This window comes from Streptomyces actuosus (assembly GCF_016921115.1).
Lineage (GTDB): Bacteria > Actinomycetota > Actinomycetes > Streptomycetales > Streptomycetaceae > Streptomyces > Streptomyces actuosus_A.
Genome location: NZ_JAFFZS010000012.1, coordinates 41,435 through 58,658 on the forward strand (window position 1 = coordinate 41,435; position 17,224 = coordinate 58,658).

At 72.5% G+C, this 17,224-nt stretch carries 14 protein-coding genes, 1 tRNA gene and 1 pseudogene; 7 read left to right on the forward strand and 9 right to left on the reverse strand.

From position 1 onward, the window contains the following. Nucleotides 1–5 precede the first annotated feature (5 nt). On the reverse strand, nucleotides 6–1,322 hold the full coding sequence (locus JS756_RS17155; protein WP_205383971.1) for a peptidoglycan-binding protein: 1,317 nt from the start codon (nucleotides 1,320–1,322) through the stop codon (nucleotides 6–8). A gap of 188 nt (nucleotides 1,323–1,510) precedes the next feature. On the opposite strand from JS756_RS17155, the gene JS756_RS17160 reads away from it, so the two are divergent. The 3 genes from JS756_RS17160 to glxA all read left to right on the forward strand — a co-directional run bounded on the left by JS756_RS17160 (nucleotide 1,511) and on the right by glxA (nucleotide 6,091). Continuing rightward, a tRNA-Lys gene (locus JS756_RS17160) sits at nucleotides 1,511–1,584 on the forward strand. A 575-nt stretch (nucleotides 1,585–2,159) separates the two neighbouring features. Then, complete coding sequence (locus JS756_RS17165; RefSeq protein WP_205383972.1) at nucleotides 2,160–4,157, forward strand: glycosyltransferase family 2 protein; 1,998 nt, start codon at nucleotides 2,160–2,162, stop codon at nucleotides 4,155–4,157. Next, complete coding sequence (gene glxA / locus JS756_RS17170; protein WP_205383973.1) at nucleotides 4,154–6,091, forward strand: radical copper oxidase GlxA; 1,938 nt, start codon at nucleotides 4,154–4,156, stop codon at nucleotides 6,089–6,091. The genes JS756_RS17165 and glxA overlap by 4 nt, the downstream gene beginning before the upstream one ends. A 48-nt stretch (nucleotides 6,092–6,139) precedes the next feature. Here glxA and JS756_RS17175 read toward each other — a convergent pair whose 3' ends face one another. Beyond that, nucleotides 6,140–7,147, reverse strand: coding sequence for a glycoside hydrolase family 6 protein (locus tag JS756_RS17175; RefSeq protein WP_205383974.1), 1,008 nt, complete (start codon nucleotides 7,145–7,147; stop codon nucleotides 6,140–6,142). 156 nt (nucleotides 7,148–7,303) lie between these two features. On the opposite strand from JS756_RS17175, the gene JS756_RS17180 reads away from it, so the two are divergent. Next, nucleotides 7,304–8,113, forward strand: a complete 810-nt coding sequence (locus JS756_RS17180; RefSeq protein ID WP_307790725.1) for an ANTAR domain-containing protein — start codon at nucleotides 7,304–7,306, stop codon at nucleotides 8,111–8,113. Between the two features lie 428 nt (nucleotides 8,114–8,541). Here the strand turns inward: JS756_RS17180 and JS756_RS17185 are convergent, their stop codons facing one another. The 5 genes from JS756_RS17185 to JS756_RS17205 form a co-directional block, all read right to left on the reverse strand. Next, complete coding sequence (locus JS756_RS17185; RefSeq protein WP_205383976.1) at nucleotides 8,542–9,207, reverse strand: class F sortase; 666 nt, start codon at nucleotides 9,205–9,207, stop codon at nucleotides 8,542–8,544. Between the two features lie 2 nt (nucleotides 9,208–9,209). Then, nucleotides 9,210–9,746, reverse strand: coding sequence for a hypothetical protein (locus tag JS756_RS17190; RefSeq protein ID WP_205383977.1), 537 nt, complete (start codon nucleotides 9,744–9,746; stop codon nucleotides 9,210–9,212). A gap of 151 nt (nucleotides 9,747–9,897) precedes the next feature. Continuing rightward, the gene (locus tag JS756_RS17195) at nucleotides 9,898–10,677 is read right to left on the reverse strand and encodes an HAD-IIA family hydrolase (protein WP_205383978.1); all 780 of its coding nucleotides are present in this window, start codon (nucleotides 10,675–10,677) and stop codon (nucleotides 9,898–9,900) included. Nucleotides 10,678–11,020: 343 nt separating this feature from the next. Then, on the reverse strand, nucleotides 11,021–11,818 hold the full coding sequence (locus JS756_RS17200; RefSeq protein ID WP_240203908.1) for a hypothetical protein: 798 nt from the start codon (nucleotides 11,816–11,818) through the stop codon (nucleotides 11,021–11,023). Between the two features lie 148 nt (nucleotides 11,819–11,966). Further along, nucleotides 11,967–13,184 carry an ROK family transcriptional regulator gene (locus tag JS756_RS17205; protein ID WP_205383980.1) on the reverse strand — a complete coding sequence of 406 codons (1,218 nt, stop codon included), beginning with the start codon at nucleotides 13,182–13,184 and terminating at the stop codon, nucleotides 11,967–11,969. Nucleotides 13,185–13,221: 37 nt separating this feature from the next. On the opposite strand from JS756_RS17205, the gene JS756_RS17210 reads away from it, so the two are divergent. The 3 genes and pseudogenes from JS756_RS17210 to JS756_RS17220 form a co-directional block, all read left to right on the forward strand. Then, the gene (locus JS756_RS17210) at nucleotides 13,222–14,331 is read left to right on the forward strand and encodes a Gfo/Idh/MocA family protein (protein WP_205383981.1); all 1,110 of its coding nucleotides are present in this window, start codon (nucleotides 13,222–13,224) and stop codon (nucleotides 14,329–14,331) included. Continuing rightward, a complete protein-coding gene (locus tag JS756_RS17215; RefSeq protein WP_205383982.1) occupies nucleotides 14,331–14,840 on the forward strand; it encodes a heme-degrading domain-containing protein in 510 nt (169 codons plus the stop codon). Before JS756_RS17210 ends, JS756_RS17215 begins: the two co-directional genes overlap by 1 nt. Nucleotides 14,841–14,947: 107 nt before the next feature. Next, a pseudogene (locus tag JS756_RS17220) lies at nucleotides 14,948–15,292 on the forward strand (LLM class oxidoreductase); the annotation flags it as partial. Between the two features lie 58 nt (nucleotides 15,293–15,350). On the opposite strand, the gene JS756_RS17225 reads toward JS756_RS17220, so the two are convergent. Both JS756_RS17225 and JS756_RS17230 read right to left on the reverse strand, forming a co-directional pair. After that, on the reverse strand, nucleotides 15,351–16,208 hold the full coding sequence (locus JS756_RS17225) for a fumarylacetoacetate hydrolase family protein (protein WP_205383983.1): 858 nt from the start codon (nucleotides 16,206–16,208) through the stop codon (nucleotides 15,351–15,353). Nucleotides 16,209–16,358: 150 nt separating this feature from the next. After that, nucleotides 16,359–17,099 (reverse strand): YidC/Oxa1 family membrane protein insertase, encoded by a 741-nt coding sequence (locus tag JS756_RS17230; RefSeq protein WP_205383984.1) that lies wholly within the window; start codon nucleotides 17,097–17,099, stop codon nucleotides 16,359–16,361. Between the last annotated feature and the right edge of the window lie 125 nt (nucleotides 17,100–17,224).

Below are 17,224 nucleotides of genomic sequence, written 5' to 3' on the forward strand. Positions count from 1 at the left end.
CGACGTCACGAGAAGAGCCGGCGCCAGGTCTCCGGCCCGGGATAGCCGTCCGCCGCGATGCCGCGCCAGCCCTGGACGCGCTGGAAGGCCTCCACGTTGCGCCGGTCCGCCTCGCCCCAGCGCGGACCGGGACCCTTCGTGTAGTGGGTGCCGTACCCCTTCGCGACCAGCTGCCTGCCCAGCTGGGTCACATACGCGTTGTTCGCCCCGGGCCGGAACATGCCCCGGCCCGGGAACGGCGGGACGGTTCCGGGCGCCGGCGAAGTCGCGGGCGGCACGTCCCGGCCCGTGCCGGTGACCAGCAGCGACCAGGTGTGCGGCCCGGGATAGCCGTCCGCCTCTGCGCCCTTCCAGCCCTGCGCCCGCTGGAAGGCCTCCACGGCGCGGCGGTCGGACTCCGTCCAGCGCGGGCCGGGCCCGCTGGAGTAGAAGCGACCGGCGCCGCGGGCCACCAGCATCCGGCCGAGCCGGGTGACGTACTCGTTGTCCGCCCCGGGCCGGAAGGAGGCCACCCCCGGGAACGGGGTCTGCTCCTCGGGCTCCGCCGGCCCCTCGGGCTCCGCGGCCTCGCCGCCCGCCGCGCCCGCCGCGCCCGCCGGGTCCGCGGTGACGCCCTTGTAGCGGTAGGGGACGTACTGGCTCGCGTTGCTCCAGTAGGGGTAGGGGGTGGCCTGGCGGCGGGTGGTGGGGGCGGTCTGCTCGTAGGCGATGTAGTAGGTGTGCGTGTAGTCCGTCCAGCCTCCGAAGATCACCACGTGCGAGCCCTTCGCGGGGTTCGCGAGATTGTGGAAGAGCAGGATGTCGCCGGGCTCCAGCTCGTCCCGGGAGATCCGGTCCGCGTACTGGGCCAGGCTGCCGGTCCACTCGTTGCCCGGCAGGTTCCAGGCCATGGAGACGAAGCCCGAGCAGTCCTGCCGGTAGCCGTCCGACCAGTAGCTGGTCATGCTGTACGGCACCTTCGCCGCGACCCACACCTTGGCCCGGCGGATGATCTCCGCACGGGTCGTCGCGGGCAGCTTCACGGTCCCCGCCGGCGTGTCGGTCCCGGCGCTCGGGCCGTGCAGCGGAGCCGCGGTGCCCTGCGGGGTGTCGGGCTCGTCACCGGCGGGGAGGCCGGGCAGTCCGGCTCCGTGCGGGACGGCCGCGGCCGGGGCGGCGTGCGCCGCGGCCAGCGCGCCCGAGGCGGCCGCCGCCACGATCAGGGCCCCTCGGTGGGCCGGGGGGCGGCACACCGAGGGCGGGAGCGTCCGCCGGCGCTGAGCGCATCCGGGGCAGTCGCAGTCACTCTCGGGGTCGACCTCCTCGAAGACCGGTGTCTCCATGCGATTCCCCTCACACTCCGGGTGGAAATGTCCACGCTTGTGCACATTGATCAGTTTCCCAACTGATATCCGGGCGCGCATGCTGACGGTCCGAATGATGTACACAGGGTCTATTTCGGAATATTTCCGGCGTGTCGCAGTGGCGGAAGGCACTCCTGGAGGTCATGTAGAGTTGTCGACGTCAGCAGGCGCCGCTAGCTCAGTTGGTTAGAGCAGCTGACTCTTAATCAGCGGGTCCGGGGTTCGAGTCCCTGGCGGCGCACCGACAGCAAGGCCCCTCACTCACGCGAGGGGCCTTCTGCTTTCCGACACCGCCGCGATCGGCGCGGCCGGCGGGGCGCCGGTCCGGCCGCAGCCGGTCGGCGTGCGGACGCTCGGGCCACCGCGCGGACCGGCGACCCCGTCCGCCCGGATCGGGTCGCAACCGATCGTTTCGAGAAAGATCCGAACCCTCCCGTGCACGACTGTGCACAGTGCGCCCACAGGGACTCCACAGCCGCCACAATGACCGCGTATGACCAGTAAACACCGCGTTTCGCATCTTGCGATCATGCTGAGCACCGTAGAACCCTGGTTGTTCAAGATGACGCGGATCAGCGGCACTTGGGGCGTAAGTAACCGGTTGCGGGAGGCTTGACGGGGAGAGGGACCCCGTACGCGGATCGATGCCGAGGGGGGCATCATGCAACCGGAAGGGCGCACTTCCATGTCTGTAGGGTTGGTCGGGCGTGGTGACTGCGACCCACCACTGCAACGCCTGTGACGGTCGAGGGGGCTCGAAGCAGGCGCACGGACAACCGGACGACACGCGGGGACCAGCGTGTGGGGGGATGACTCATGACGTCGACGCCGAGCGGCGCCCGGCGGGATCTCGACCCGTCGGAAACCACTCAGCTCAGGGTGCCTTCGCACCGGATGAGCACCACCGGAACCTTCCGGCGGATCAAACGGACCCTGCCGAGGTACGACTACGAGCACTACAGCCGCCTGGCGGGCCCCCTCACCCAGCCGGAGCGGGGCAAACCGTACACAGTGCAGTACCGCTCGCTCATCTCCCAGGAGCCGCACCGCATCCGGGTGGCCCTGATGCTGGCCGCCGCCCCGGTGCTGTCGCTGGTCCTGCTGTTCTGGCTGCTCCAGCCGGAGCACTGGACCGAACGCGACTACCCCTCCTTCGACTTCCTCCCCGCCCTCGACGTCGTCATGCTCGTCTCGATCGGCCTGATCGAGTTCTTCCGCTGCATGAACGTGCTGTCCAACGCGCACGCCACGCTGGTCGCCCGCGACCCGGTCCCGGTCGTGCCCGAGACCGGCACCCGCGTCGCCTTCCTCACCTCCTTCGTGCCCGGCAAGGAGCCGCTGGAGATGGTGACGAAGACGCTGGAGGCCGCGGTGAGGATCCGTCACCGCGGCCTGATGCACGTCTGGCTGCTCGACGAGGGCGACGACCCCGAGGTGAAGGCCGTGTGCGAGCGCCTCGGCGTGCACCACTTCTCCCGCAAGGGTGTCGCCGAGTGGAACCGGCCCAAGGGCCCGCACCGCGCCAAGACCAAGCACGGCAACTACAACGCCTGGCTCGAGGCACACGGCGACGACTACGACTACTTCGCCTCCGTGGACACCGACCACGTGCCGCTGCCCAACTACCTGGAGCGGATGCTCGGCTTCTTCCGCGACCCGGACGTCGGCTTCGTCATCGGCCCGCAGGTCTACGGCAACTACGACAACTTCGTCACCAAGGCCGCAGAGTCGCAGCAGTTCCTCTTCCACGCGCTGATCCAGCGCGCCGGCAACAAGTACGGCGCCCCCATGTTCGTGGGCACCTCCAACGCCGTGCGCATCAAGGCGCTCAAGCAGATCGGCGGCCTGTACGACTCGATCACCGAGGACATGGCCACCGGCTTCGAGATCCACCGCCACAAGAACCCGGCGACGGGCCGCAAGTGGAAGTCGGTGTACACCCCGGACGTGCTCGCCGTCGGCGAGGGCCCGGCCGCCTGGACGGACTTCTTCACCCAGCAGATGCGCTGGTCCCGCGGAACGTACGAGACGATCCTCAAGCAGTACTGGAAGGGCTGGTACTCGCTGCCGCCGGGCAAGCTCTTCAACTACACCATGATGATCATCTTCTACCCGATGTCGGCCCTCAACTGGATTCTCGCCGCGCTCAGTTGCGCGCTGTTCCTGGGTCTGGGTGCCTCGGGTGTGAACATCGACCCCACCGTGTGGCTGATGCTCTACGGCAACGCCTCCGCCCTCCAGATCGGCCTGTACATCTGGAACCGCCGCCACAACGTCTCGCCGCACGAGCCGGAGGGCTCCGGAGGTGTGGCCGGCATGGTGATGTCCGCGCTGTCCGCACCGCTGTACGCCAAGGCGCTGATCGACTCCGTGCTGCGCCGCAAGAGCAAGTTCGTGGTGACCCCCAAGGGCGACTCCGCCAGCCCGGACACCTGGTTCGGGACGTTCCGGTACCACTGGTACTTCATCGCCGTCTTCGGCGCCTCGGTCGTCGCCGGCTTCGTCCTCGGGCACTCCCACCCGGCGATGATCACCTGGGCCGTGTTCGCCATGCTGATCACCGCCTTCCCGGTCTTCGTCTGGCGGCACGAGCTGCGCGAGGCGCAGAAGAAGTCCGCCGCCACGGAACCGCCGCACGCCGTCGCAGCGTCGACGCCGGGGACGGCGGGGCAGGTGCCCGGCTCCTACGCCCCGCACGGCGCCGCACCGCACGGGCCCGCGCCGCAGCCCGGCTGGGCCGCCGGCGGCCCGGACGCGGGCAACGACCAGACCATGCAGATCGCCCTTGGTGGACTTGGGGGACGTAAGGAATGAAAGACCAGGCCGGCCGCCGTCGCGTCCGTCGACTCGCGATAGGCACGGCGGTGGTACTCGCGCTGGCCGGGATGAACGGGCCGTGGCTGTACCGTTTCAGCACCGAGAAATACCACCAGTACCAGATCAACAGACCCGAGTACAAAGCCGACAACGGCCACTGGCAGGTCATCGAGTTCCCGAAGGAGTTCCGGCAGAACACCATCCACGCGGCCCTGCTGCACACCGGCAAGATCCTGATGGTCGCGGGCTCGGGCAACAACCAGGACAACAAGGACGCCAAGAAGTACGACACCCGGATCTGGGATCCGGTCAAGGGCACCATCAAGAAGGTGCCCACGCCCAACGACTTCTTCTGCACCGGCCACACCCAGCTGGCCAACGGCAACCTGCTCATCGCGGGCGGCACCCGGCGCTACGAGAAGCTGAAGGGCAACGTCAAGAAGGCCGGCGGCCTGATGATCGTCCACAACGAGAACCCGGACAAGCCGATCACCCTGCCCGCGGGCACCAAGTTCACCGGCCGGGACAACGGCAAGACGTTCGTCTCCAAGGACCCGGTGCTCGTGCCGCGCGCGAAGAAGGTCTTCGACAAGCAGACCGGCACCTGGCTGCGCAACGACCCCGGCTACGGCCGCATCTACGTCGAGGCCCAGCAGGAGGGCGCCGAGTACGAGACCGGCACCGAGGACAACTACCGCGTCCAGGGGCTGACCGGCGTCGACGCCCGCAACACCTACGGCATCGCGCAGAAGCTCGCCCTCGACAAGAAGGACTTCCAGGGCATCCGCGACGCCTACGAGTTCGACCCGGTCGCCGAGCGGTACATCAAGGTCGACCCGATGAACGAGGCGCGCTGGTACCCGACGCTCACCACACTGAGCGACGGCAGGATCCTCAGCGTCTCCGGCCTCGACGACATCGGGCAGATCGTGCCCGGCAAGAACGAGATCTTCGACCCGAAGACCAAGAAGTGGACGTACACGGGGAAGCAGATGCAGTTCCCCACGTACCCGGCGCTGTTCCTGATGCAGAACAGCAAGATCTTCTACTCGGGGTCGAACGCCGGCTACGGCCCGGACGACGTCGGCCGTGACCCGGGCGTCTGGGACCTGGACACCTACACGTTCACCAAGGTGCCCGGCCTGAGCGACCCCGACCAGATGGAGACCTCGGGGACGGTGCTGCTGCCGCCGGCACAGGACGAGAAATACCTGGTCATCGGCGGCGGCGGAGTCGGCGAGTCCAAGAAGTCCACCAACCGGACCCGCCTGGTCGACCTCAAGGAGAAGAACCCCCGCTTCGTGGACGGGCCCACGCTGGACAAGGGAACCCGCTACCCGCAGTCGTCGGTCCTGCCCGACGACACGGTGCTGGTCTCCGGCGGCTCGGAGGACTACCGGGGGCGCAGCGAGTCCAACATCCACGAGGCGCGGATCTACCACCCGGACACCAACAGCTTCGAGCGGGTCGCCGACCCCAACGTGGGCCGCAACTACCACTCCGGCTCGATCCTGCTGCCCGACGGCCGCGTGATGTTCTTCGGCTCCGACTCGCTGTACGGCGACAAGGCCAACACCAAGCCCGGCACGTTCGAGCAGCGTGTGGAGATCTACACGCCGCCGTACCTGTACCACGGCTCGCGGCCCTCTCTCGGTGAGGGGCCGCAGACCGTCGAGCGCGGCGGGTCCGCCACCTTCCCCACCCGGCACGCCGCGTCCATCAGGACGGCCCGGCTGATCCGGCCGAGCGCCACCACGCACGTCACCGACGTCGACCAGCGGTCCATCGCCCTGGAGCTGAAGAAGACGCAGAACGGCGTGACGGTCACCGTGCCGAAGAACCGGAACCTGGTGCCGTCCGGCTGGTACATGCTGTTCGTGACCGACGACCAGGGGACGCCGAGCAAGGCGCAGTGGGTCAAGGTCCCCTGACGGTGGAGAACGTGGGGCGCCCTTCCGTCGGGAGGGCGCCCCTCGGTGTCAGCGCGAGGCCTTGGCCAGCTTCAGGGCGTAGTCCGGCCACCACTGCCCGGCCTTCGGGCCGCCCTTGCACTCGCCGTCGGACTCCCCCGGCCGCTTCACCCACAGATAGGCGTCGACGAGCGGGTCCGCCGTCTTCGTCGTCGGGGGCTCGCCGAGGGCCCGGCCGGGCGGGTTGCACCAGCGCTCGTCCGGATCGCCGTCCGTGTAGGGGCCGTTGCCGTTGCGGCTGGTGTCGATGACGAAGTGCTTGCCGCCGACCTTCGCGGACAGCCGCTTGCCGTAGGCGACGGAGTCCCGCGTGGAGTAGAAGTTGGAGACGTTCACCGCGAAGCCGTCGGCTCGGTCGACGCCCGCCCGGCGCAGCGGCTCGAAGATCTGGTCGGGATGGCCCCAGCCGGCGTTGCCGGCGTCGAGGTAGACCTTGGTCCTCTTCAGCGACTTCAGCGTCTTGACGGCGTCCTTGAGGAGGTCGTAGCGCTCCTCGTGGAACTCGTCCGGGGTGCACCCGTCCACCAGGTGCAGCACGGCGTCCGGTTCCAGGATCACCGTGGCGGGGCGGTCCCCGATGCCGCGGGCGACCGCCGCGACCCAGGTGCGGTAGGCGTCGCCGTCGGCGGCGCCGCCCTGCGAGTACTGGCCGCAGTCCCGGTGCGGGATGTCGTAGAGGACGAGCAGGGCGGTCCGTCCGGCCTTGTCGGCGGCCTCGGTGAACCCGCGTGCCTCCTGCTCCGGGTTCTCCGGGCCGATCCACTCGCCGGTCGGCTGCGCGGCGATCTTGCGGATCTGTTCCGCCTCGTCCTTCTTGCCGCGCTGGACATAGGCGGCCACCTGCTGGGCCGCGTTGCCGCTGGGATTGACCCAGAACGGGTCGGCCTCCCTGGGCTGCTGGGTGATCCCGGCGTCCGCGCCGTCCCCCGTGGTCTTCCCGCCGCCGTCCCCGGAGGAACAACCGGCGAGCAGCAGTGCCGCCCCCAGCACCGCCGCCGCCCCCCTCGTGCCGTGCATCCAGCTCCCCCTCGGAGTGTGTTCCGTGGCTCAATGCTGACACACACCCCGCGGCGTCCACGATGCAGGCCGGGACGGTGTCGGCCGACTGTTACAGCGTGCGGCCCCGGGGTAAGTGGCGCGTACAACGGCGTCGGGCGGGAAGGGCGGCGGACGGTGGACCGGCACATCCCCCTGGAGATCCGGCTGGCGGCGGCACTGGTGGAGGCGGCCGACACCCTCGACGACGGCTTCGACACCGGGCGGTATCTCCAGCGGATCTCCGACCACTGCGTGGACCTGCTGTCGGCCCGGGCGGCGGGGGTGATGCTGATCGGCTCCGGGGGGCCGGCGGCCCTGGCGGGCAGCAGCCGGCACCAGGAGACGGCCCTCGACCTGCTGCGCGCCCAGCACCGCGGCGGACCCTGCCGGGACAGCTGCGTCACCGGCCGGCCCGTTCCGCCGGTCTCCATCCGGGACGCCCACACGGACGCCCGCTGGCCGCACTTCACCGAGCGGGCGCTGGCGCACGAGGTGGCGGCGACGTTCGCGGTGCCGCTGCGGCACCGGGGCACCCTGCTCGGCGCGCTCAACGTGTTCGCCCCGGCGCTGCCCGGCGCCCCGGCATCCGACGGGCCGGCGCAGCTGCGGGTGACGCAGGCGCCGGCCGACGCCGCCGCGGTGGGGCTGCACAACCGCCGCGCCTTCGCCGAGTACCGCGCGCTGTCGCGGCAGTTGCAGCGGGCCCTGTCCACCAGGATCCGGATCGAGCAGGCCAAGGGCATGCTCTCCGAGCGCTGGGGGACGACCGCGGACGAGGCGTTCGCGGCGCTGCGGCGACATGCGCGGCGCCGCCGGGTGCCGCTGGACGAGGTGGTGCTGGCGGTCGTCGAGCGGACCGCGGACGACGCGGAACTCAACCGGGAAGCCCGGTACGGCCGGAACGGGGACCGACGGGACCCGGGCTTGCCGGGCGGGCCCGCTTGAGGGCGTCCCGGGCGCGGGGCAGGTCCCGACGGGCGTGGCCGGGACGGGCTCGCGCCGCGTTCCCGCCGCCCCCGCCCGCGCTCCCGCCGTGCCGTGCGCGGTGGCGGACGGTTCGCGGCGGCCCGGCCCCGAGCGGCGGCGGGGCGACCTGTGCGGATCACGCAGCGCGTCGGGACGGGGACTTGACGTCACATCACCCCTGGGCCCGGGGCGCCCGTTCGTTCTAGAGTCGGGTCCACGGCCCCAGTCCCCGGCCGGTGGTTCACTCACCGTTGCCCGTCCATGCCTCCCGCGCCGACCGCCGGGTTACTCCCGCAGCCCGAGCGCGCGCGGTCGAGGACCGGCCCGGTCGGTGGTCTCGGGGGGGGGCGGGCTGCCGGCCGGGCCGCGTGCGCCGACGGCACGGTCGGGCCGCTGTACGGCCCCCGTCACGCACTCGTCCCCGTCAGGTAGGCCGACACGATCACGTTCGCCGTGTAGGCGTGGCCGGTCCGGTCGAAGATGCCTCCGCAGGTGATGAGGCGGAGTTCGGCGCGGCCGGCCCGGCGGGTGCCGTAGGCCCGGTGGGCGTCGAAGCGGTCGCGGGGGACGACGTCGACGGCGTCGACGGTGAACTCGGCGACCTTCCCGTCGTCGCGGACGACGCGGACGGTACGGCCCGGCACGAGTGTGCTGAGCTTGTAGAAGACGGCGGGCCGGGTCTCGGTGTCGACGTGCCCGACCATCAGCGCGGTCCCGGCGGCCCCGGGCCGCACTCCGCCCGCGTACCAGCCCACCACGGCCGCCTGGTCGAACGGCGGCGGGTCGATCGCGCCGTCGCCGTCGAGGCCGCGTGCCACGACCGGCGCCTGCACGCCGAGGACGGGGATGTCGATGCGCTGCGGCAGCGCGGCCGGCAGAGGCTGTGCGGGAGGCGGCAGTTCGACGTCGCCGGGACGCCCGACGGCCGCCACGTCACCGGCGGCCCGCGCGGACGCCCCGGACCGGCCACCGGTGACCTCGCTCCCCCACATCCACAGCCCGAGCAGCAGCACCGCCCAGGCCAGGCCGGTCAGCAGCCGCCCGGTGCCGGCGTGACGTTCGCTGTCGGCCATGGTCAGTCCGTCCTGCGGCTCCGGCGGGTGCTGCGGAGCGCCACGGCCACGGCGGCCACGCCGGCCAGGACCAGCCCGGTGACGGCCTGGGCGGTGCCGGGCCCGTGGGCGCGGGCCTCGGACGCGGCCAGCCGCGCAGTGCCGCCGCCGCCCGCGGGGACGGGCGCGACGGGGGACTCGGGCACCTCCGCCGGATGCGGACGGCCGGACCGCTCCACGACGGTGATGCGCCCCTTGATCGTGAAGTCGGCGCAGGTGATTCTCACGTCGTAGGCGCCGGGATCGATCGAGGAGCGGACCTTGGTCTCCCCGGCGAGTGTGCCGTCGGTGCCGGCGAGGTGGACGTCGGCGACGAACGCCGTGGACACCGCCGTCGCCGTTCTGCCGGAGCAGCCGCTCACCCTCAGCGCGACGTCGGCCCCGGCGACGGGCGAGGACGGGCTCACGGAGACCCCGCCGCCGTTCGACGCGTATGCCGTCGGGGTGAACGCCGCGAGGGCGGCGGCTGTTGCACAGAGAGTGAGCTTTCGTCGACCCATGGTGTACCTCCAGTTATCTGGAGGGTCCTCCCCGGTGCATGGCGCCGCATCCGCTGGGGGACGCGGCTACGCCGTACGGGTTGTGGCAGGTTTCGGGCCCGCGCCGCGGTTCCCGGGCCCGGGCCGCAGGTCACGGGCCCGGACCCGGGGCTCAGATGCGGTCGACCAGGTCCGCGATCGAGTCCACGACGGTCGACGGCCGGTAGGGGAAGTCCTCCACCTGCTCGGGCCGGGTCAGGCCGGTGAGCACGAGGAAGGTCTGCATGCCGGCCTCCATGCCGGCCAGCACGTCGGTGTCCATCCGGTCGCCGATCATCGCGCTGGTCTCGGAGTGGGCGCCGATCGCGTTCAGGCCGGTCCGCATCATCAGCGGGTTGGGCTTGCCCGCGAAGTAGGGCTGCTTGCCGGTGGCCTTGGTGATCAGCGCGGCGACGGCGCCGGTCGCCGGCAGGGGGCCCTCGGTGGAGGGGCCGGTCTCGTCGGGGTTGGTGCAGATGAACCGGGCACCGCCGTTGATGAGGCGGACCGCCTTCGTCATGGCCTCGAAGGAGTAGGTGCGGGTCTCGCCGAGGACCACGTAGTCGGGCTCGTGGTCGGTGAGGATGTATCCGATGTCGTGGAGCGCCGTGGTCAGGCCGGCCTCGCCGATGACGTAGGCGCTGCCGCCGGGGCGCTGGTCGTCGAGGAACTTCGCCGTGGCCAGGGCCGAGGTCCAGATGTTGTCGATCGGCACGTCCAGGCCCATGCGGGTCAGGCGGGCGTGCAGGTCGCGCGGCGTGTAGATGGAGTTGTTGGTCAGCACCAGGAAGGGCTTGCCGGACTCGCGCAGCTTCTTCAGGAAGGCCTCGGCGCCGGGGATGGGGACGCCTTCGTGGATGAGCACACCGTCCATGTCGGTGAGCCACGATGCGACGGGCTTGCGTTCTGCCATGTGCTGCGTCTCCTGGCGATGTACGTCAGACCGGAGCGGACACCGGACTGGGAATACCGGACTGGGGCGCCGGAACCACGGCGTACCGACGCCGCACAGCCTAGTGCCGCGGCAGGCAACGTTCGCCCGTCGAGGAGCGGCGTCCGGTGCGTGCTCCCGGTGTGCCGGCCGGAAGCCCTCGTACGGGATGTACTCGGGCTTTCGTCCGGTGCAGCGAGAGTGCGTGCCGGGCGTCGCGACGGGGCGAACGTCGCCCGGTGCGGCACTGGTCAGGACGGGCTGATCCGTACCCCGTCGATCACCGGGTACCCGTTGTCGCCGCCGGCGCGGCGGAAGCGGACGGTCAGCGCCGCCGGCGCGTCCTGCGGGCGAGCGCCAGGCCGGCGCCGGCGAGCAGCAGGCCGGTGGTGGCCGCGGCGAGGGCGGCGCGCGGGACGGGGAATCCGGTGCGGGCCAGTTCGTCGGGCAGCCGGGGCTCGCGCGACCGGCCGGCGTCGGCGGGCTCGGTGGGGGAAGCGGACGGATCGGTACCGGTGGAGTCGGAGCCGGTGCCCGGGTCCGTGGCGGCGTCCTGCTCCGCGGGGGCCCGCACCACCGAGAACCGGTAGTCGTTCGACTGCCCCACCCAGTCGCCGTCGTTCGCGTGGCGCTGCACGAGGGTCGCGTTGACGGTGACGTCGTCGGGCGCGGCGTCGGCGCCGAACGCCAGCCGCACCCGCACGTCCAGTGTGCGGTGCGGCCCCACGGTGAAGCCCGTGAACCCGTCCGCATCGGTGAACGCCCCGACCAGTTCGTCCTCGTCGGTGGCCTCCAGGCGCACGGCGTGCGTGCGCCTCCCGTCGGAGAACTCCAGGCGGGCCCGTTCGGGGGTCAGCGTGTGGCGCTCGTCGACCAGGACGACGACGGGGTGGATGCCGGTGCAGGTGCGGGTGGTGGTGTTGCGCAGCTCGATCTGCCAGGTGCCGTGACCGCCTCCGGCCTCGTAGGAGTCGGGACCGCCATGGATGCGGGTGGTCAGGGGGAAGTTCCGGCTGTCGGAGACGGCGCAGCCGGAGGGGGGCGCCGCCGCGTGCGCGGGCGCTGCCGCGGCCGGCGCGTTCAGCTGCAGAAGCACGGCGGCGGCTGCGAGACAGGGGGACATGGATGTGCACAGTCGCATGAACATATGAGCGTGGTGGACCGGGTGTGCCGGGCCGGGCACCACGCCGAGCGGGGCCCCGAAGGGGGGAGGGCATTGCGACTGTTCGGCGCAGGCGCGGGAGCCGCCGGGCGGCTCCCGCCGCAGGCACTCACGCGTCACCCCGCCCGAACACCGCGCCCAGCACCAGCTGGGCCGCCCCGGCCGCGACCCTCCGCTCGCCGCCGCCGACCATCCGCACGGGCACCGGATCCCCCACGGCACCCTCCCTCCGCGCCCGCGCCCGCAGGACGTCCGCCACACCGCGGACGAACACGGCCGGCGCGGCAGCCACCATCCGCCCGCCCAGCAGCACCTCGTCGATGTCCAGCAGCCCGACGAGGTTCGCGGCTCCGGTGCCGAGCACCCGTGCCGCCTCCTCGGCGTCCCCGCGCGCCACGGCGGCCAGGCACAACGCCTCGATGCACCCGCGGTCACCGCAGCCGCAACGCGGCCCGTCCAGCTGGATCACCTGGTGCCCGAACTCCCCCGCTCCGGTGCGCGCCCCGCGGTGCACGGCCCCGCCGATCACCAGCCCGGCCCCCAGTCCCGTGCCGAGGTGCAGATAGGCGAACGACCGCCCCGGGCCGGTGCCCGCCCGGACGCCGGCCTGCCCGTCGTCGCCCCGACTGCCGCCCTCCGGCCCGCCGCGCCCCGGCCCGTCGTCCTCCGGCCCGCCGACGCCCTCCCCCGCGACCGCGAGTCCCAGCGCCGCCGCGTTCGTGTCCTTGTCGACGACCACCGGCACCCCCAGCCGCTCCGCCAGCACCTCCCGCAACGGGAACCCGTCCCACTGGGGAAACCCGGTGACCCGGTGCAGGACGCCCCGCGCGTGGTCGAGCGGCCCCGGCAGCGCCACCCCGGCACCGAGGAGGGTGCCGCCGCGCACCGTTCCCGCCAGCGGTTCCGCCTGCCCGGCCACGGCCGCGGCCGCCGCGCCGGCCCCCGCCCCGTCGAGGTCGACCGCGGCCCGCCGCTCGGCGACGATCCGCCCGGTCAGATCGACGAGCACCGCCCGCACCTCGTCCCGGTCGAGGTGGATCCCCATGGCGTGCCCGGCCTCCGGCACCAGCCGCAGCACGGTCGGCGGCTTGCCGCCGGTGGAGGCGCGCCGCCCCGCCTCGGCCGCCAGCCCCTCCTCCCGCAGCCGGGCAATGATCTTGCTGACCGCCTGGGGGGTGAGCCCGGTCCGCTCGGCGAGTTCGAGCCGGCTGATGCCCCACTCTCCCGCGGTGCGCAGCAGGTCCAGCACCAGCGCGGTGTTGTGACTGCGCAGGGCCAGCAGATTGACGCCACCGTTCGTCCTGTTCACGACGCCATTGTCCCCCATGCTTGCACTTTGGCAACAGTGTTGCGAAAGTGGCTCCATGACTGGCACCCCCCTCGGCACCCCGCACGGCGGCGCCCCCAGCTCCCCGCTCCGGGCCGGCCTGATCGGCTACGGCCTCGCCGGCTCCGTCTTCCACGCCCCGCTGATCGCCGCGACCGAGGGCCTCGCCCTGGACACCGTGGTCACCGCCCGCCCCGAACGGCAGGAGCAGGCGCGCGCCGAACACCCGGACGTGCGCGTCGCGGCCACCGCCGACGAGCTCCTGGACCGCTCCGGCGACCTGGACCTCGTCGTCGTCGCCGCCCCGAACAGGACGCACGTCCCGCTGGCCACGGCCGCCCTGAAGGCCGGCCTGGCGGTCGTCGTCGACAAGCCGATCGCCGGCACGGCCGCCGAGGCGCGCGAGCTGGCGGCCCTCGCCGCGGACCGCGGCCTGTTCCTGTCCGTCTTCCAGAACCGCCGCTGGGACAACGACTTCCTCACCCTGCGCCGGCTCGTCGCCGACGGCGAGCTGGGTGAGGTGTGGCGGTTCGAGTCCCGGTTCGAACGCTGGCGGCCCCGGCCCAAGGGCGGCTGGCGCGAGTCCGGCGACCCCGCCGAGATCGGGGGCCTGCTCTACGACCTCGGCAGTCACGTCGTCGACCAGGCGCTGGTCCTCTTCGGTCCGGCCGTGGAGGTGTACGCCGAGTCGGACGTGCGCCGGGCCGGTGCGACGGCGGACGACGACACGTTCATCGCGCTCACCCACACCGGCGGCGTCCGCTCCCACCTCCACGTCTCCGCCACCACCGCCCAGCTCGGCCCCCGCTTCCGCGTGCTCGGCTCGCGGGCCGGCTACGTCAAGTACGGCCTCGATCCGCAGGAGGCGGCCCTGCGCGAGGGCCGGCGCCCGGGCACCGGCGACGCGTGGGGGACCGAGCCCGAGTCGCTGTGGGGCCGCGTCGGCGCCGGAGAGTCCCCGGTGACCGGCGGGGGACGCGCCGTGCCGACCCTGCCCGGCGCCTACCCCGCGTACTACGCTGCCGTGGTCGGGGCACTCGCCGGGCGCGGCCCCAATCCGGTGACCGCCCTGGAGGCCGCCGCCGCGCTCGACGTCCTGGAGGCGGCCCGGCGTTCGGCCCGTGACAAGGTGGCGGTGACCCTCTGATGAGTGCACATGAGCTGACCCCGAAGTTCCATCCCGAGCTCACCCCGGGCATCGAGGAACTGGAGGCCCAGGAACGGCGCCTGGCCCTCCCCCGGTTCACCCATGACGACGCCTGGGCGCTCGGCTCCCTGCTGGTCCGGCTGGCCCGGGAGCGCCAGGCCCCCGTCGCCGTGGACATCCACCGCGGCGGGCAGCAGCTCTTCCACGCCGCACTACCCGGTTCCACCCCCGACAACGACGCCTGGATCGGGCGCAAGCGCCGCGTCGTCGAACGCTACGGCGCCTCCTCCTACCTGGTCGGCGCCCGCTTCCGCGCCAAGGGCACCACCTTCGAGGAGTCCTCCCGCCTCGACCCGGACGTCTACGCGGCGCACGGCGGCTCCTTCCCGATCCGCGTCGAGGGCGCGGGCGTCATCGGCGCGGTGACGGTGTCCGGGCTGCCGCAGCTCCAGGACCACCGGTTCGTCGTGGCGGCGCTCGAGGAGTTCCTGGGCCTGGACCTGGACTGACCACCGCGGACACCGGTGCACCGGGGAGCGTGGCGTCGCGAACGCCGCAGACGGGGCTCCCGGCGGCCGGGGACGGGGAAGCCCCGGACGTCGGGGGCCGAGGAGTCGAAGGCCCGCTGCTCGCCCCCGAGCTGGGGGTCGTCCTGGAGGCCGACCCGGCCCGCGCTCGGGAACTGGCCCGCGGCGCCCTGGCCCTGTACCTCGGCCTGCCGAACTACACCGGCAACCTGCTGCGCCTCGGCTTCACCGAGGACGACCTCACCGACGGCGGCAGCGACCGCCTGGTGGACGCGTTGTACGCCTGGGGCCCACAGGACCGGATCCGTGCCCGGATCGAGGAGTTCCGCGCGGCGGGCGCCGACCATGTGGCGCTCCAGGTGATCGACGGCGGGACGAGGGAGTCCCTGCCGAGAGAGGCGTGGAGCCGACTCGCCGAACTGCTGCCGGCCTGAGAGCGCGGGGAGCCGCGAGCCGGGCCGTTGCCGGCCGGGCCCGCGGCTCCCCGCGCTCTCAGGCGTCCTTCAGTTCCTGCCGCTGCCGGCCGAGCCCGGAGATCTCCAGCTCGACCACGTCCCCCGCCCGCAGGTACGGCTTCGGCTCGGGCTGCCCCATGGCCACCCCGGCCGGCGTCCCCGTGTTGATGACGTCGCCCGGGTACAGGGTCATGAACCGGCTGACGTACCGCACGACCTCCCCCACCGGGAAGATCTGCTCGGCCGTCGTCCCGTCCTGTCTCAGTTTCCCGTTGACCCACAGCCGCAGCCGCAGGTCCTGCGGGTCGGGTACCTCGTCCGCCGTCACCAGCCACGGCCCGAGCGGGTTGAACGTCTCGCAGTTCTTGCCCTTGTCCCAGGTGCCGCCCCGCTCGATCTGGAACTCCCGCTCGGACACGTCGTGCGCCACCGTGTACCCGGCGACGTGTGCGAGCGCCTCCTCGGCGGAGTCCAGGTAGCGGGCCGTACGGCCGACGACGACGGCGAGTTCGACCTCCCAGTCCGTCTTGGCCGACCCGCGCGGCACCAGCACGGTGTCGTGCGGACCGACCACCGTGTCCGGCGCCTTGAAGAAGACCACCGGCTCGGACGGGGGTTGCGCCCCGGTCTCGCGGGCGTGGTCGTGGTAGTTCAGCCCGATGCACACGATCTTGCCGATACGGCCCAGCGGCGGCCCGACGCGCAGCCCGGCCGCGTCCAGCACCGGCAGCTCGCCGGAGTCGGCCGCGGCGCGGATCCGGGCGAGGGCGCCGTCGTCGGTGAGCAGGGCGCCGTCGATGTCCGGGACGAGGCCCGACAGGTCACGCAGGATGCCTTCGGCGTCGAGCAGCGCCGGTCGCTCCGACCCCGCCGTACCGACTCGCAGCAGCTTCATGGGTCCTCACCATCTCCCTCGATCGCGCCCGGCGATGGACGCGACCGGGATGCGGCCGAGGCGCAGCCATCGGAGGCTTGGTCGATCCTCCAAGCTGACTGTCCACTCCGCAATACCCCGTTCATGTACTGGACCGTAGGGTCGGCTCCGTCATCGGTACAGCACGGCACGCTCGACCGCGCTCCACGTCGTACTGGTCACGACGTACAGCGCGGCCGCCAGCGGTACGACCGCCACGGTGACGAGGGTCGCGAACGACATGAACGGCATCACTTTGGAGACCGCTCCCAGGCCGGGCACCGTCGCCGCGTCCCCGGCGCCCTCCTCCGCGCGCGCACCGCCCGGGAAGACCGCGCCGCCGGCGTCGGGCGTGCGCCTGATCCGCCGGTAGTTGCCGACCGCGACGACGAACACGACGGCGAACAGGGCGAGGTACACCGCCCCGGCCGGGCCGAGGAGCCCGCCGCCGGCGAGGGCGTCGGGCCAGCGGTCACCCAGGGGGGCCCTGAACAGGTCGTGCGTCAGGAGGCCGTTGCCGTCCCCTCCGATCGTCGGGCTGGAGAACAGTCGGTAGAGCAGGAAGAAGGCGGGCAGTTGCAGCAGACTCGGCAGGCAGCCGGACAGCGGCGACACCTTCTCCTCGGCGTGCAGTTCCAGCACCGCCTGCTGCAGCCGCTCGGGGTTCCCGGCGTGCCGTCTGCGCAGCTCCGCGATCCGGGGCTGGAGTGCGGCGCGGGCCTTCTGGCCGCGCGCGGCGGCCCGGGACAGCGGATGCAGCAGGAGCCGGACGAGCACCGTGAACAGGACGATGGCGGCGGCGGCCGCGGACGCGTGGAACAGCGGCTGGAGCAGCTCGGCGAGCTGCTCGACGAGTCGAGCGAAAACGGACATGGGTGGGTGAGCCCTCCGGGGTCACGTCGTGCCGGACGTCCACGGCCGGGCATGAGGGGGCCGCCGGCCGGGGACAGGGATGTGCGGCGTGACGACCCGCGCGGGGACACGAACGAAGCCGACGC

What these genes read in the sequence shown, in the direction of transcription:
- JS756_RS17155 (WP_205383971.1), bottom strand. Translation starts at nt 1,322, where the DNA reads ATGGAGACACCGGTCTTCGAGGAGGTCGACCCCGAGAGTGACTGCGAC.
- JS756_RS17165 (WP_205383972.1), top strand. Translation starts at nt 2,160, where the DNA reads ATGACGTCGACGCCGAGCGGCGCCCGGCGGGATCTCGACCCGTCGGAA.
- glxA (WP_205383973.1), top strand. Translation starts at nt 4,154, where the DNA reads ATGAAAGACCAGGCCGGCCGCCGTCGCGTCCGTCGACTCGCGATAGGC.
- JS756_RS17175 (WP_205383974.1), bottom strand. Translation starts at nt 7,147, where the DNA reads ATGCACGGCACGAGGGGGGCGGCGGCGGTGCTGGGGGCGGCACTGCTG.
- JS756_RS17185 (WP_205383976.1), bottom strand. Translation starts at nt 9,207, where the DNA reads ATGGCCGACAGCGAACGTCACGCCGGCACCGGGCGGCTGCTGACCGGC.
- JS756_RS17190 (WP_205383977.1), bottom strand. Translation starts at nt 9,746, where the DNA reads ATGGGTCGACGAAAGCTCACTCTCTGTGCAACAGCCGCCGCCCTCGCG.
- JS756_RS17195 (WP_205383978.1), bottom strand. Translation starts at nt 10,677, where the DNA reads ATGGCAGAACGCAAGCCCGTCGCATCGTGGCTCACCGACATGGACGGT.
- JS756_RS17200 (WP_240203908.1), bottom strand. Translation starts at nt 11,818, where the DNA reads ATGTCCCCCTGTCTCGCAGCCGCCGCCGTGCTTCTGCAGCTGAACGCG.
- JS756_RS17205 (WP_205383980.1), bottom strand. Translation starts at nt 13,184, where the DNA reads ATGGGGGACAATGGCGTCGTGAACAGGACGAACGGTGGCGTCAATCTG.
- JS756_RS17210 (WP_205383981.1), top strand. Translation starts at nt 13,222, where the DNA reads ATGACTGGCACCCCCCTCGGCACCCCGCACGGCGGCGCCCCCAGCTCC.
- JS756_RS17215 (WP_205383982.1), top strand. Translation starts at nt 14,331, where the DNA reads ATGAGTGCACATGAGCTGACCCCGAAGTTCCATCCCGAGCTCACCCCG.
- JS756_RS17225 (WP_205383983.1), bottom strand. Translation starts at nt 16,208, where the DNA reads ATGAAGCTGCTGCGAGTCGGTACGGCGGGGTCGGAGCGACCGGCGCTG.
- JS756_RS17230 (WP_205383984.1), bottom strand. Translation starts at nt 17,099, where the DNA reads ATGTCCGTTTTCGCTCGACTCGTCGAGCAGCTCGCCGAGCTGCTCCAG.